The organism is Acetobacter pasteurianus (assembly GCF_009914215.2).
In the GTDB taxonomy this organism is placed as follows: domain Bacteria; phylum Pseudomonadota; class Alphaproteobacteria; order Acetobacterales; family Acetobacteraceae; genus Acetobacter; species Acetobacter pasteurianus.
Genome location: NZ_CP039845.2, coordinates 456332 through 471287 on the forward strand (window position 1 = coordinate 456332; position 14956 = coordinate 471287).

At 45.2% G+C, this 14956-nt stretch carries 11 protein-coding genes and 1 pseudogene; 5 read left to right on the forward strand and 7 right to left on the reverse strand.

Annotated features, from left to right (window positions below):
* Window positions 1–14: 14 nt before the first annotated feature.
* Window positions 15–1667 carry a Hint domain-containing protein gene (locus FCN51_RS02030; protein WP_160255936.1) on the reverse strand — a complete coding sequence of 551 codons (1653 nt, stop codon included), beginning with the start codon at window positions 1665–1667 and terminating at the stop codon, window positions 15–17.
* A gap of 154 nt (window positions 1668–1821) precedes the next feature.
* Between FCN51_RS02030 and FCN51_RS02035 the strand changes: the two genes are divergently transcribed.
* A complete protein-coding gene (locus tag FCN51_RS02035; protein WP_309402382.1) occupies window positions 1822–2394 on the forward strand; it encodes a lysozyme inhibitor LprI family protein in 573 nt (190 codons plus the stop codon).
* On the opposite strand, the gene FCN51_RS02040 is transcribed toward FCN51_RS02035, so the two are convergent.
* Window positions 2391–2813, reverse strand: a complete 423-nt coding sequence (locus tag FCN51_RS02040) for a hypothetical protein (RefSeq protein ID WP_309402384.1) — start codon at window positions 2811–2813, stop codon at window positions 2391–2393. The two genes, FCN51_RS02035 and FCN51_RS02040, sit on opposite strands and share 4 nt — an antisense overlap.
* 634 nt (window positions 2814–3447) lie before the next feature.
* On the opposite strand from FCN51_RS02040, the gene FCN51_RS02045 reads away from it, so the two are divergent.
* Complete coding sequence (locus FCN51_RS02045) at window positions 3448–5439, forward strand: LPD1 domain-containing protein (protein ID WP_309402386.1); 1992 nt, start codon at window positions 3448–3450, stop codon at window positions 5437–5439.
* A 288-nt stretch (window positions 5440–5727) separates the two neighbouring features.
* Here FCN51_RS02045 and FCN51_RS02050 read toward each other — a convergent pair.
* Window positions 5728–5994: pseudogene (locus FCN51_RS02050) on the reverse strand (HU family DNA-binding protein); the annotation flags it as partial.
* A gap of 457 nt (window positions 5995–6451) precedes the next feature.
* On the opposite strand from FCN51_RS02050, the gene FCN51_RS02055 reads away from it, so the two are divergent.
* Window positions 6452–7081 (forward strand): hypothetical protein, encoded by a 630-nt coding sequence (locus FCN51_RS02055; RefSeq protein WP_160255941.1) that lies wholly within the window; start codon window positions 6452–6454, stop codon window positions 7079–7081.
* A 187-nt stretch (window positions 7082–7268) separates the two neighbouring features.
* Here FCN51_RS02055 and recA read toward each other — a convergent pair whose 3' ends face one another.
* Entirely contained in the window at window positions 7269–8327 is a 1059-nt protein-coding gene (recA, locus tag FCN51_RS02060; protein ID WP_160255942.1) for a recombinase RecA, read from the reverse strand.
* A 259-nt stretch (window positions 8328–8586) separates the two neighbouring features.
* Between recA and FCN51_RS02065 the strand changes: the two genes are divergently transcribed.
* Window positions 8587–9702, forward strand: coding sequence for an alpha/beta hydrolase family protein (locus FCN51_RS02065; protein ID WP_160255943.1), 1116 nt, complete (start codon window positions 8587–8589; stop codon window positions 9700–9702).
* A gap of 46 nt (window positions 9703–9748) precedes the next feature.
* On the opposite strand, the gene FCN51_RS02070 is transcribed toward FCN51_RS02065, so the two are convergent.
* The 3 genes from FCN51_RS02070 to FCN51_RS02080 form a co-directional block, all read right to left on the reverse strand.
* Window positions 9749–11263, reverse strand: coding sequence for a hypothetical protein (locus FCN51_RS02070; RefSeq protein ID WP_160255944.1), 1515 nt, complete (start codon window positions 11261–11263; stop codon window positions 9749–9751).
* A 148-nt stretch (window positions 11264–11411) separates the two neighbouring features.
* On the reverse strand, window positions 11412–11717 hold the full coding sequence (locus FCN51_RS02075) for a hypothetical protein (RefSeq protein ID WP_160255945.1): 306 nt from the start codon (window positions 11715–11717) through the stop codon (window positions 11412–11414).
* A 39-nt stretch (window positions 11718–11756) separates the two neighbouring features.
* A complete protein-coding gene (locus tag FCN51_RS02080; protein ID WP_160255946.1) occupies window positions 11757–12509 on the reverse strand; it encodes a hypothetical protein in 753 nt (250 codons plus the stop codon).
* Window positions 12510–12774: 265 nt separating this feature from the next.
* On the opposite strand from FCN51_RS02080, the gene pilV reads away from it, so the two are divergent.
* Window positions 12775–14835 (forward strand): shufflon system plasmid conjugative transfer pilus tip adhesin PilV, encoded by a 2061-nt coding sequence (gene pilV, locus FCN51_RS02085; RefSeq protein ID WP_160255947.1) that lies wholly within the window; start codon window positions 12775–12777, stop codon window positions 14833–14835.
* Window positions 14836–14956: the final 121 nt, after the last annotated feature.

The following is a 14956-nucleotide window of genomic DNA, read 5'->3' on the forward strand; positions in this document are numbered from 1 at the left end:
GATAGGGAGTTTCATCAGGCCGCGATAGACTGCGGGCCTGATGAAGTGATTTCCAAGGAAAGAATTTTACATGTCATAGTGTCGTTTTGTGGTAGAGGCAGGTGAGCATACCCATTCGTGCAGCGAGACTGTGTCCCCTCAAGGCAATGCCATCCTGACAGATTTTCCTGCTGTAAGTGGGAAGTGACAGGCGTAAGTTTGTTGGCTGAAACAATATGAATGGATCCTACGGATACCCCCATGTATCGCCGATCATCATAAAATGGGCCAATAGTGTCTGATGGGCGGGAAGCGTTAGAAGCAATTTTGGCATTTCGCACATCCTCCGGCAGAAGGAAGTGGACTCTATTCCCTACCTTGCGAACCGGACGAATTACTTTCCCATTATCAAGGATAAGACGAAGGTCAGAGTGATTGAGATTGGCCTGATTGTTAGTGACTGATGAATTAGAAACGATGTTCAGGCTATTCTTTCTTGCAAAAATTGCCTGATAGATCGGCCTAACAAAGTCAGGAGATGTCCCAAGTGGAGCAAATGCCCCTTCCTCCCAAGATGTTGGTTCACCTTCATCACCGATACTTGTGAACATTTTACGGTTGCCAGTATCGAGATAGGACTCAGTCGTCATGCCGTCAGCAATAATGACAGAGTGTCGTTCGGTTTCGACATGATAGTAATCGTATTCTTTGATACTGGTATCAAAGAAGATCGTAGACCCATTCACCAGCATCCGTGCAGGAATGAACTTACCTTCAAAAAACAGGCAATGTTCAGGCGTGATGAGCATATCCTTGTAGGGGACACCATCGGCGATAGCGTTCGCAAGAATGCGAACTGGATAGTCTGACATATCTAGCGGCATTCCGACCTTAGCCGTGGCGCGGGACTTGCCAATCCACTTGATTGTCGAAGTTTGGCGGTCTTGGCCGACAACAGTGACTTGATCGCCAATAGCCAGATCTTCCACGGCGATATCACCAGACATTGTGCGGATCATAGAGCCTGGGAGAAAGCAGATTAAGCCAGCATCCATATAATCCCACCGGAAATCCCCCGGAGTTACTCCTGGTGCCATTGTGATGCTGGAAACAAGCACGTTATTATGTGCGCCATACAGGGTGAAAGTGCCGTTAGAATTTTCGCCCCATGAACAGCCATTCCAATCGTCAGATGCAAATCTCAAACGATCATCAGGGGAAAGGTTGGTGATCTGGGGAATGATATAACCACTGAAGTGTTGGTAAATTTCGTTTCCGGGGCCGCTAAACGAGATGTTGGAGGTGGTGTAGTTGCAGATAAGTGAGGAATTGTTAGAAATGAGGATTGTGCCGCCTGTTACTGCCCCAGTGCCGTTGAGGTCGTGAACATCCCAACTCGTGTCAACTGTCGCGTTATCGAGAGCGAGTGTTGTATCTTGAGCGACAGTGACGGTTTCCTTGGACATATTCAGTGTGCCGTCAATGAGCGTAACAGAGCTACCCCCCATAACAGCCAAATCACCGGAGCTGTAGGTGTTTCCATCAAGATTGATAGATAGGGGGGTCTTTGAGTTAATGATGGCAGTAATGCCGGAGGTCGGAAGGCCATTTGTCCAGTTATCGGGGTCATTCCAGTCCCCTCCGTTGGTGCCAATCCATTCTGTTGTAGAAGATCCTGTATCAGACATCAGATTAACCTTATATATTCAGTTCTGTCTTAACGACTTTCGCAATAAAAATATTATCCTACATGTATCTCATTATATCAAGACTATTTCATCATCTTATTAAAATAAGCCTTTAAATAAAGCCACGCACAAAACATGAAAGGAATCAATAAAAATGGCCTTTGTGAAACTCAAAGCAGGTAGTCATAAGATCAGAGTTGTATTGTTGCTAAGTCTTATATTCGGAGGTCTAGGAGAAGCGCATAAGGCTTATGGCGCATCTGCTGGGACAGTTGGACAGGCCAAGGTACCTGAGATTTCGGAGGAGTTCACAAGATGTGTGAATGGGATAAGGTCTGATGCTGACAGTGATCAATCTATGCAGGAGTGCATAGATAGTGAAATAAGCAAGCAAAGAGAGGCATTGGTCACTGAATATGAAGGGCTGATGAATATCTCCAGCCCACAAGAAAAAGAAAAAGTGAAGAAAACTCAGGCTGATTGGAGTGCAGGCTTCTATCAGCATTGTCACTCATCTGCAGGAAGCGATATTAATGTGGCCTCGGAGAATTTAGACGAAAACATCAAACTGGATGCTGAATTGAATTTCAAGGAATGTGTTATGGATGGGTATTTGGCAAGACGTATCACACTTAGTTCGTTGCGAAATAGGCAGGATAAAAAGGGAAATGATCCCAGTGGTAGTGTAGCTCCGTTAGATGCGACTGCCCCCTCCGAAAGTGATTAAGGAGAGGGGAGTGGGGAGAAGCTTATTTCGTGCCGGTATTCCGCATCTTGTGAGTCAGGCTCCAATTCACAGATCTCTGGGCCGATATAATCTGACGTCAGTCTGGCTAAAGATTCAGGCTTTACATCATCCGGCAAAAGATTGGTTCCGGGTTGATGGGTTAAAACAAATTTTTCTTCTATCCATCCTGAGGGAATAGGGGGGAGGCCCTTGAATTCTGGATATCTTTCTATTGTTTGCTGCTCGTTGCTTCGCTCTTTCGCTTTCGCCTTATCGCTTCTGCTTTTCTCCAGATCATCAGTCTTTTGAAGTTCCCGTGTTACGGCGGTTACCGTTGGAGGTTCCTTCTTTGCGGGCGCAGATGATTTGGGAGAAGTGCTGACCTTATTCGCTTCTGCCCAGGAGAATAGATCCAACATGGAAGCCTCGCGTTCGCGTTTAGAGGAATTTGCTGTTGGACGGTAGTGTAGTCTCTAATGATGCAAGGCAGTACAAGTTGAGAGTTATCCCCCGAACTCGGAGGGGAAATGTTTACAATCGGTTATTGCTCACTGGAGAGGTCATTCTGACTTTTAGCGGCTTGGCAGATAGAATCTCCCGTCCCCTTTTATAGATTATGCGCCCCATGTGAATGGTGGACCCAGGATGTAGAGAACATGATTTGAGCCTCCTAAGGGTTTCTAAGGCCAATACTCCATTTTCTATATATCCAATTTCAGTTTGGGCACCTTTATCTGTGGCCATTACAAGCCTGTAAGGGGATCTGGACGTTGTCTGAGAGATTATCAATGTTGTGATGTCGTCATGCTGATCAGTAGAGAATATCAAGTTTAATTCACCATCATTGTGGTCAGTCGTTATCTCGATCATGATCAGCCTACTTGGTTTAAGCCAGTTCAAATCAAACGTAATCTTTTTCATTCAATATAGAATGTACTTAAGCCAGAAGTTAGGCGCAATTTTATTGGCAAGGCCAAATCACTGTTTGTGGCATGCATAAATGTGATGGATAGAAATGATAAGGTTTAATCAAATCATTCGGAGTGCCTAGTTATGGCCAGAAAGCCTGATCGAATTAAAGATGTTGGGGCTAAAATTGGCGGGTCGAGAAAAGATCAGGCTCGCGAAAGGCTTAATTTGGATGTCTTGAGTGATTTGAACACGGAAGAGCGGATCAAATTAGTAAAGAAAAATGCTGTCTGGCCAGAACCTAAATGGGATGACCTGGTTAAAGAAGGGATGCAGGCTGTCGTAGCAGCTAAAATCAGAATAATTCGACGTAATTTGGCCCCACAACCCACAACAAATTATAAAGGCGCTCCACCTACATTTGAGCGTGCTTCGGAATTGTATGTTGAAATGGTCACCTCGCTCGCAGATGCACTTGTGAAATGCAAGACAGAGCAGGATTTGAATCTGGCTGTAAAAAAATTCAGAGAAGAGCATTATGCGGCAGGAGAGGGGAAAACTGCTCCTTTGCCTGGGAGGTACGGTAGTGGCAGGTCTCTGAATATGACGCCTGACAGGTTCCAAATATACAAGTCCAATGACCCACTTCCTTTCAATGACAAATATGGAATGGTTCTCTTCTCCTCGAAAGAGGAGGTTAGCATCAAGAAAGATTTGGCTGCAGGCTTCCCTTTGAAAAAGGTCGAGCCCTTTATGAAGGGTCTTGTTATCAAGAATATCAGGATGGTGACAAATCCTAAGGATAAACGTGAGGACTGGATTTATGCGGATAAGGTCGAGGCGTATTATTCTCTGGCTAATAGCATAAGGCGTGTAGGGTATTTTGATTCAAAAGAGGCAGCTATTGCTGCGGCAAAGCTTCGCTATGAAGAAAAGAAGAAAAAAAGAATAAATCTTCCTGAAAGGCCTCATGTAGATCAGGTAACGCGAAGAGGGCCAAATTATCGAGGTGGTTACAACATCTCTGCTGAACGCTTAATGAAGGAATTTAACTTTCGAGCTATAGAATTTGGAGAATGGTTGCCTAATGATGAGCGCCAGGTAGTCGTAAATGCGGCATGGTGTGCCTGTCACGACTTGGCAGACGCATTAGGAATATCACCGGAGGGTGTCAGTCTGGGCGGCACGCTGTCTCTTGCCTTTGGTGCTAGAGGTAAAGGGCATGCGGATGCTCATTTTGAGCCGGGACGGATGGTCATGAATATGACCCGTATGCGAGGTGCAGGGTCATTGGCCCATGAATGGGGTCATGCCTTAGACTTTTACATTGCGAACTCCAGAGCGCCTACTAATGACCTTAAAATGGAAGGTAAAGGCCTGCGCTATGCGAGTGGTGGCTCTGAGAAATATAGCACAACTCGATCCGCGCAGCTTAGATTCCTCCCGCCGAATGTCGTGAGTGAAGTCAATAAAGTCATGACTTCATTGTCTAGGATACAGTTGACCCCCGAAGAGGATATTGCTCGTTGGGAGGATGATATCTCAAAATTAAGGGAAAACAGGGTTAAAATCGAAAGCAAATATAGTGAGTATTTGGCCGCCGAAAGTGAAGGTAAAAAGACTGTTTACGGTATGACGCCTGAAGATGTTAAGCGGCATTATGATATGAGACTTGCTGATGTAGATAAGAAAATTGAGCGATGCCAGAAAGCTATTATGGATATACACAACGGAGGGGTAACGCGCACTATCCAGACAAGTTTTGCGGATGAAGCCTGTAAGATTGGTAAGACGGATTATTGGGTCAAACCGACAGAAATGTTCGCAAGAGCGTTTGAAGCGTGGGTGCAGGATAAACTGAACGGAGCTCAAAACCCTCGTATATCTACCTACCTAGTGCATGGCACTGACCATGCAATTTTTGATTCGCTGGTCAAATTGGGAGTTATTGCTGGCAACCCTTATCCGGGAAATAGAGAGAGAAAGGAAATAGGGAAAGCCTTTGAAAGCTTTATGCGGGTTATAGGGCCAGAATATGGACTGGTGAACAAATCACCACGCCCTTTGAATGCAATAACAATTGAAGATCCCAAATACAAAACGGCGGAGGAAGATTTTTCTCCCTCCGCCGTTTAGAGCACAAAGTTATATCCGCTTCTTTCGTTGTGTGACTAAAATGCACGCAACGAGAAGGGGTCTTTATTTCTTTGTGCGACGGGTGGTGCGTGTGGCAGGCGCTTTCTTCGCGGCCTTAGCTGGAGTTGTTTTTGTGGCTACCTTTTTAGCAGTAGCCGAAGCGGCTGAACGTTTAGGGGCCGCTTCCGTTTTTGGCGCTGAATCATGCTTTTTAGCGGAGGATGAGCCATTTTTGGCTGAACCAGCCTTCTTTTTGGCTGCTTTCTTCGCTGGGGACATGTGCTCCTTAATGCGCTGCTTCATGACTGGAGCGACCTTGAAGCGAACCGTAAATCCTGGTGGCACTTCCACCTTTTCCTGTGTGCGAGGATTCAGGGCGGTGCGAGCTTTGGTTTCGCAAATGCGAAATGTGCCAAAGCCTGGCAGTGTGAAGTAACCTTCGTCTTCCAGACTATCTTTGATAGCCTGGATAACATCTGCGGCAGCCTGCTGAGCTGCAACGCCAGTGCATTCAATTGAGTCTTGGATTGCGGCAGCGATGAAAGCTTTACTCATTAGAACCTCGGTTCTCCGTTGGGTGAGCGTGTAAGAATTGAATATCCATTATTCTCTAACTATCAAGGGCAAATTAAAATCGTCAGTTTCTTTTAAGTCGAAAGTGCTGGTGTTCCCTCACTTTTATATTGTGAGGCGAAATGAAATATCCTTTTTGATAAATAACCTATGCGAATATGTTTCATGTCCATTCCTAGAATAACAAAATTGAGTAAACCCCAAGATTTTTTCACTCTAGCTTGCAAAAGATATGTGTGTTTGCTCTGAGCTTCGGTTATGGACATTCGAGAGATTTAACTTATTGCCATTAGTTGCGCAATAAGTAATCAGGTATATGAGTATAGTAGCGATCATTAAACTATATCAGATAGAGATGTTTATAGACCAAACATCGTTGGTTTCGGCTAAATAAGCATCGTATGCGATATCGGATCAGGAGACTTTAGTGATTAGGTTAATGTCTGGCTTCTCCGTCAATTCCCTCACTTTTGCGCTTATGACGTGTTCTTTTTTATTGGGTGCTTTTGATCCTCATTCCTCGCATGCTGAGCCCATATCCTCCGCCTCACCAGATGAAGCAAAAAGTCTTTCCATCCCGGATACGGCAGATATGATTGTTTCTGGAGGGGGTGGGCATGGAGAGTGGGTGTATATAATGGGACCTTTGCATGATCCCTCTCAGCAGAAGCTTAAATTCATGCTCCCACCAGGCAAGGATGGGAAGGGTGTTGCTTTTGAGTGTGATCGCTCATCAGGGAGGGCTGAGTTAGCCTTCATTATGCCGGGTGTGCAGTTTAAGGTTGGCCAATCTCAAGATGTTGCACTGCAAATTGGGCCAGTTACAGAATTCTTAAAAATGACGGTTAAAAGCGCGCCTCCAGAAGGAAGGCCACCGATTTTCTACGCGGAGGGTAAGTCTATCCCGGATATCCTCAGTGCTATGGGGCATGTTCCGACAAGTTTGTTCGATGCGAAATTGTCGTTTGGCTTACAGAAGAAGTACGCATCTTTCCCTATACCAAGACCGGCCGAAGTTCCAAAAACGACAGGTTTGCTCTGTGAAAGTTGGATGAAAAGCGCCAAGTAGATCAATCTGACTGCAAATAAATCAGTTTTTTACACCTGAAAATAAAGTATTGACAAATAAAATTAAATAGGGTTAGAGGTTTTGCTATTGGAACCTGTTACAGCCAGCAGCTCCAACTCACGATAGAAAAGGCGGCCTTCTGGCCGCCTTTTTTATTTCGGAGTTTACAACTCCTCTACAACCTCATTTAGTTTTCATGAAAATCAGCAGTATCGTCATCTTCCATCATTACTTCTGATAGTAGCCCAGCCTGCTGTTTGATTTTCTGTTCAATTGCATTTGCAATCTGTGGGTTTTCTTTCAGAAAGCGTTTCGAATTTTCACGGCCTTGGCCAATTCTCTGGCTATCATATGAAAACCAGGCTCCAGATTTTTCAATAATATTAGCTTTCACGCCGAGATCAATCAGTTCCCCTTCTTTGCTGATCCCGTGCCCATAAAGGATATCGAATTCGACTTGGCGGAAGGGTGGGGCGACTTTGTTCTTAACGACTTTAATTCTTGTGTGATTGCCAATTGTCTCGTCTTTATCTTTGATCCCACCGATACGACGGATATCAAGACGCACAGAGGCATAAAATTTAAGAGCATTGCCGCCTGTTGTGGTTTCGGGGTTTCCGAACATCACCCCGATTTTCAAACGGATCTGGTTCAAAAAGATAAAAAGGGTATTTGTCCGGGCGACAAGACCTGTGAGTTTGCGGAGAGCCTGACTCATTAGCCGAGCTTGAAGCCCTACATGGCTGTCCCCCATATCCCCTTCGAGTTCAGCTCGCGGCACAAGTGCTGCTACGCTATCCAAGACGATCACATCAATGGCGCCTGAGCGTACAAGGGTCTCAGCGATTTCAAGAGCCTGTTCGCCACTATCGGGCTGGCTAATAATGAGGTTATCGATGTCAACGCCCAGTTTTTTGGCATAGGAAGGGTCAAGGGCATGCTCAGCATCAATAAATGCACAAGTCCCACCACGGCTTTGTGCGGATGCAATGGAATGGAGAGCTAGTGTAGTTTTACCGGAACTTTCTGGCCCAAAGATTTCCACGACACGACCGCGCGGGAGTCCTCCGATCCCCAATGCCATATCAAGTCCAATGGATCCTGTAGGCAGAGCTTCAATGGTTTGGTCTTTGTTTGCAGCGCCAAGGCGCATTACACTACCCTTACCAAATGAGCGATCAATCTGGGCCATTGCTGCTTCAAGAGCATTTTTCTTATCAGAGCTTTGTTTAATATCGCGTGTCATGTCGCAAAATAACCACCACTTTAATGGTGATCACCTCTCCAAAAATGATTTTACCTCATTCAAAAGGATTAAACAGATATACATTTTATCCTTTAACCTTACCAACGTATTATCCCATTTCAAAAAGGCCTTATCAACACCAAAAGACGAAAATAGTCCTTATTATATAAAGATAAATCTATTTTAATCTATTATTTTGGCTTGATCTTTTTTAAGATTTGTCGGTTGGCTCTTCTTGTAAGTTGTAAGGTTAGTTCAAATGAAAAGGCGTTCGGCTTTAGGTTTTTTAAGTGCTCTTTGTTGTAGTCTAACTTTACCTCACTCTAGAGCTTTGGCTCAATCTGATCCATCCACATCAATCCCATCTAATTTATCCGATGATGATCGTTTTGTTTTGCGGCACGTGAACAACGGAGAAGGTAATACGCCTTACTCAAAGCTAAGCTCTGAAGGTGATTTTGGTGCTCCAGAGAAGAGCATAATTTTCTCCCCTCAGAGCGATTTGCATATGAATGTTTGGCATCCGGTAAAAAAGGGGTCTGCAAGATTAATAGTGTTTAGTCATGCTGAATTTCTATCGCCTTCCTCTTACACAGATTTATTTAAGCATTGGGCTAGTCATGGTTTTGTCGTTGTGGCGCCTCTCCATAATGATGAAGAAATCTTGTCCGTGATTTCATCTAATTCTCGGAGACCTCAATTCCACTGGCCTGATTATCTTACTGGGGAGTTGGTGAAAGGGGATGATGGCGTTGATATACCATTAAAGTATTGGCTCGAACGGCCTAGTGCTTTGAAGCGTGTGATCGATGTCATACCACTACTCCAGCAAGTTACTGGTTTAGATATTATTGTAGATAGGCCTCTTATAGCCGGTCACTCTCTGGGTGCATTCGCCGCTCAGATAATTTTGGGGGCGACAGCTCAATCAGGGCCAGCCAGCAGTGACCATTTAAGTCTTGCGGATCCTAGATATTATGGTGGACTTATTCTAACGCCACAAGGGCACGGTGTAATGGGACTGACCATCTCATCGTGGGATAAATTAGGATCCCCCCTTATGGTTGTTACCGGTCCTGGCGATGATTCCTTGTTTAATATGGGTAACACGCCTGACGATAGAACAGATGCTTTCGCCTTATCACCCAAGAACTTCAAGCATCTTGCATGGATGCGAAAAACAACGATGTCATCTTGTACCGGAGAGCATTCTGCAAGCACAGTCGGCTTTGAGCATCAGTTTCAGGAAATATGCGCTGCTACTACTGGATTCATGCTGGCTTATGGAGGTTATGACGAAGATATCCTGAATGTCATCGCAGGAACCGATTTCGAGAAGGAGACAGATGGTCGTCTACAGATGATGTACCGCTAAAAGCTAAAAGCACTCTCCTGTTCGTCTCAGGAGAGTGCCTGGGTAATCATGTGTGGGAAATATCATAATGATATTGCGGCCCAGTCACTTCCATCGCGATGGGTTGCGGGGCGTGTTGTCCACTTATGCTGTTAAACATGTCTCTCACTCCCGCAGCGACGCCTTTTGCGTAGCTTACAGGCTGATCTATTAGGGTGCTTTTTGCTGCATTCCCGATTTGATTGGTGAGAGGAACATGGAGTTTGGCGTCTGGGCCAGCTTTAAGGTGCTGATATACCTCTTTTGCAAGAGGGTTAGAAGGAGATACCCCTGATTGGATATTGGCGGGGGATTGTGGCGCAAGTGTCTGAAGGTGTTCATGGATGGCAGGTCTAGGATCATGAAGTGCATTAAGGGCATGAGCATTATGATTGAGCGCCTGCAATTCCCTAGCGTTTAAATCATCCGCAGATACCACGGAAATGGCATGCTGAGCTGCTGTCTGATGCAATTGAGCAGCTTTATGCACGACATGTGAGGCAGTGTGGAGGTGCTGATGACCGCTGGTCATCAATCCGCCCATACCTGATGTTGCGAGGGAATGGCTCGATTTGGCTATTGCTTTGGAAGCCATCGCCGCATGTTGCTGCATTGCATCATGTGAAGCTATGGCGGCAGCATGAGCGTGTTGACCAGTGGCCAGCACATTGGGATCATTTGCGAGGGAGCCAGCTACGTGCGCTGCATGGGGAAGGGCATCAACCATGTGTGGGGCAATTGAAATGATTGCAGCACCAGCAGCGACCAAACTACCAACTTTTAATGCCCTGCTTACTGATAGTGATTTTGCGGCCTTGGTTGCCCCAGTAGCAATTCCTTTTGATGCTTTTGAAAAGAATTTTCCGATTGAAGCTATTTTCTGCGTAGCAGCCTGAGCCATTAACTGAGAATTCATGACGGCAGCCATAGATGCATTGCGCGCCCATCTTCTCATTTTTGCTGCTTCAGTTTTAAAATTGGTTCGCACCGGCTTCTGGGAGGAATAGGGTTTGAAATACTTTTGGCGTTCAGCCGCTTTGGCAAATGCCTTGTCTAGCCTGGCAGAGAATGTTCCACGTTTGGCTTTGTTTTCTTCCCTCTCTAGGCGCGCTGCATTATTTCGCTCTTCATTCTGTTTTCTCAGGTATTCCTGAACCTCGCGAGATTCAGGAGTGTTAAGAGCTCTTGCGAAGTTTGCTGCGAAAGATTGTGCGGAAATAGCTGCTAGATCAGCAGCGAGTTTTTTATCTGGGATATCTATTGATGAATGCACATTAACAGATGCATTCGAGAAGGCATTGTACACTCCTTCCCTTAGTCCAGTGGATATTGCGCTTTTAATTTCGAACATTCCCGTCTGGAATGACTTGAATCTCTCATTGCCCTGTTTTCCAACGGGCTCTGATTTCGCTTCATTTGCAAATGGTTCGAGGGTGCCAACAGAAGAGATGGCCCCTTGGAGACGTTCGGTTACGGCTTCAGTCCGAGAAAAGATTTGTTCATCAAGGGTCTCAGAAAAAGATTTTTCACGGACTTTGCTCATAAGAGCCTCCCACCCACTGTGAAATTGTGTTCATTAAGGTGTTAAAGTAACCCAAGTTCATGCAAGGAAGATGGTTCGGGTTTTCGCAATACTAAAATAACCGTGGTCTAACCTACTTTCATATTGAGGAAATGTTTGATTTATTGATTTAATTGGGGATTTGAGGGGCCATTGACACGTCGATAAATTCATCAAGATCACCGTTCTCGCTGACCTCAACCACTCTGACCGATTTTGATTTTGCAAAAATCGACTCTGCTTCTTCTTTGTCTTCCATATCGATAAGTGTTTTGGCAAAGCATCTCCCATCTTGAAAAAGATAGAGATTTTGATCTTTAGCATTGTAATGCCAGGTAATAGGCTTGTTTTTTGGTAGATTTGTCGGAGGTAGTAAGAACAATAGATCGCTTCCAGCCATTCTTACGCAGATATCATCAATGATAGAAGTGGACATTCTTACCCCGCAATACTTTAACGCTCTGTTTTAAATAACTTAGTAAAGGCTAAATGAGTTTGGAAGGATAAATCTACCTTTCATTCCTTGATATAATTCCCGTGACAGGGATATTCCTTCACATCCTGAAAGCAAAATTACCCCTCCTACTGTAATGCTGTCAGGTAGATATTTGATTGATATGCAATCTGTGAGGTCAAGGTCACCGTTTACACAAAGGTGTTCAGGTATTTCCTCCAGTTTCTCGCAGCCGCGTAAAATCAGATTATTACCTAGGTAGATGTCCTTAGGGAGGTGTTTTATAGACTTGCAATCTGAAAGATTTATTGAGCAACCAACACGCAGGCATCGCCCAATAAAGGCTAGTTTTACGCACCCCGTCATTTCGAGATTGCCCTCAATAACCATATTATTTGGAGTTTTGGTTAAATTCTCACAACCAGTTAAATCCAAACTTCCACCTACTTTAAAATCCGTGGGAAGACTTATTAGTCGATCACATCCTCGACAAATTATATCTGAGCGAATTTTAGCATCATCTGGAATGCTTGTTATGCCTGTCCAGGAGGCATCAAGCCATGATCCAATATTTAGACCAGAGGGGAGTTCTTTCAGATTTGAGCAGCCGCATAAGTCTAGTGCGCCTCTAGTCATGAATTTATCTGGAAGACTATCTATTTGTGCTCCACTATAGTCTGTAAGACCGTCATAATGATTGGGTTCTTCATAGATATTGGGCTTAATGTCCTTCCCGATCTGCGCCACTTTTGGGGATTTAGATTTGGAGAACACTTTTTAAGCCTTTCAGGTGGAATGTGCCTTTAATATCTGCTTTAGGCATATATCAGTAGATTAAAATTACAGTTTAGATGATTGAAAACTGAGCATTTTTTTTGAAATATTCATGTAGTGTTTCGTTAATATATATGAAATGTTCGCATATTATATTGCCTTCAATTTGCAGAAATTGAGGCTATCTTTTTGTAGTAGAGATAAACTTACACGCTTTCACCATCGGCAAATTTGGCTTGAGCACTAATCATTAAGGATTCTGGTTTTGTTCCGTGTTTCCCCAATCCTCAGAACTAAAGCTAAATTCGGAATGATGCTTCGTGCGTTTTTTCTAGAAAAAAGGGAAACCGTACGCAGAGATGAACGAGGGTATACACCGCTTCAGGTGAGTGGTGCGATCCTCGTGATGGCTCTGATGACGCCTGTGTTGGCCGATATGGCTAATATCCAGGTGAGAAAGATGAAAGACGCATCTGCGGCTGATCAGATGCAAGAGGTTTATGTCGCAGCCCAGAACTGGGTCAAGGATAATGCCGCTAAACTTGAAACATTGGTCGGTGATGCTGGTGGCGTCTATCAGTTGCCGGCCGGTCGCCAAAGCGAGAATGAAACTGCTCCAGCGGAGAGCCTCCAGGGCCAAGGCTACATGCCTGATGGGTTTGTGGATACGAACTCGTATAACCAGCACTCGGTAATGACGATCTGGCCAGATGCCAATAATCCATCTGGCTACGACATGATGGTCTATACAGTTGGTGGCAACACGATCCGAGATGGAGATATCAGTCGGATTGGGCAAAAACTCTCAGCCGCCGGAGGTGGCTACTTCAATAGCGCAACACCTAACAGGCCGTCTGGAACTGTAAGCGGGGTAGATGGTGGCTGGTCCTATCCGGTAGATAATCTTGGCGGGGATTACGGCACGCCTCAGCCTGGACATATTGCCGCTTCGGGCCAGTTTACGATCAACGGAGGTCTGGCCGATTTTCTGTATCGAAATGACATCGGTGTTCACGAGGGGAACACGATGCATACGAATATAGACATGACAGGGAACCGTCTTGATTCAACCGGGGAAATCAATGGTCGAAATCCTTCGACAGGTGCCAATTCGAATGTTGCGGTAGGAAGCCAGTTGATTGGTCACAACTGGACGGATCCGAGCGATACGAAGGTGTATGTGGCCAACTCTCTTGGCGTTTGCACACAGCAACCGGACCTTGAAGGATGCGGTGTAACAGTCAGTCCGGGTGCTGGAGGGTTTTACAAGAACGGTGATTGGCTTGCTTTCAACGGATCTGTATCGGGAGCTGGTCTGCACGTAACTGGGCCTGGTAATAATTTTCAGGTTGATGGCGGATCTCGACTGGTGGGGGAAATTACCGCAGAAACCGGGCTGAACCTGATAAATGGTAGTCCTATTACTTGGTCTGATCGTGCTCCAGGTCTTGTGGTGACTGGCGACAGTGTTGTCAGAAACGGCAGTCAGACCTCACAATTACACATAAAAGGGGCACCCTTAGCGGTGGATGCGATGTCCTATTTGGATGGCAACGCCACCACCCGATATGTTTTGGATACTGACAATTCAAATTACTATTTGCACCCGTCGGGTGAATCTATTCTTGAGAGCGCAAAGTTTACCGGGAATGTCGGGGTTAGGAATATGGACCCCAATGCATATCCGGGGACGTTGCAAGGTGGCCTTCATGGGTACGACTTTGTGTCGTCTGGAGGTACATTCGCCGCGGGGAATAGTCCAAGTTCCATAAATATCGCCATGAATGGACCTGCAGGGTCGCTTGAAGCTGCGGCGTATGTTCAAGGACAAGTTCTTAGGCCTACTTTAACAGCCGTAGCTGGAGCGCCCTGCAATGAGAGCGACGGCATGATCTCCCCCAATGCGTTAAATTATTATAGCGCGAGCAACGATGCAGCTAGGTTTACTGCTAATAATGGCGATATAGCAAAAGACAAGTATGGCAATACTCTCACCTGTGTCACAGGAATGTGGGTGTCATCAACTGCGTTCTCTCTGTTGTATTATCATCAATGTGAATCAAGTAATTTCAGCTATATGGACTTCCCGCATCAGAATAATACAGGCAGGCCTTGGTTGATCGAATATGCTGGCGGGGAATCATCCAGCCATGAAAATAACTTGGAAATCTATGTTAATGGTGAACTCGTAACCAGGAATTCAAACAGCGCAAATGATGGATCAATCGTCTACTCTTCCACGTTCATTCTTTTGCCCGGAGATTCATTTACTGAAGTAATGTGGAGGGATCATGATCAGGGGGCGTGCATGACAATTTATATGTAGCTTTTTTAAAGCCTCAACTTTGCTTTTACCGCAAAATACACAAAATATGGTTCACTTCTTTTATTTAGCCGAATATCCGAACAGGCCCGGAAAACAGGCATCTTCAGCATGGTGACACTGA

Excerpts from the sequence above, each read along its gene's own strand:
- FCN51_RS02030 (WP_160255936.1), bottom strand. The coding sequence starts at position 1,667 with ATGTCTGATACAGGATCTTCTACAACAGAATGGATTGGCACCAACGGA.
- FCN51_RS02035 (WP_309402382.1), top strand. The coding sequence starts at position 1,822 with ATGGCCTTTGTGAAACTCAAAGCAGGTAGTCATAAGATCAGAGTTGTA.
- FCN51_RS02040 (WP_309402384.1), bottom strand. The coding sequence starts at position 2,813 with ATGTTGGATCTATTCTCCTGGGCAGAAGCGAATAAGGTCAGCACTTCT.
- FCN51_RS02045 (WP_309402386.1), top strand. The coding sequence starts at position 3,448 with ATGGCCAGAAAGCCTGATCGAATTAAAGATGTTGGGGCTAAAATTGGC.
- FCN51_RS02055 (WP_160255941.1), top strand. The coding sequence starts at position 6,452 with ATGTCTGGCTTCTCCGTCAATTCCCTCACTTTTGCGCTTATGACGTGT.
- recA (WP_160255942.1), bottom strand. The coding sequence starts at position 8,327 with ATGACACGCGATATTAAACAAAGCTCTGATAAGAAAAATGCTCTTGAA.
- FCN51_RS02065 (WP_160255943.1), top strand. The coding sequence starts at position 8,587 with ATGAAAAGGCGTTCGGCTTTAGGTTTTTTAAGTGCTCTTTGTTGTAGT.
- FCN51_RS02070 (WP_160255944.1), bottom strand. The coding sequence starts at position 11,263 with ATGAGCAAAGTCCGTGAAAAATCTTTTTCTGAGACCCTTGATGAACAA.
- FCN51_RS02075 (WP_160255945.1), bottom strand. The coding sequence starts at position 11,717 with ATGTCCACTTCTATCATTGATGATATCTGCGTAAGAATGGCTGGAAGC.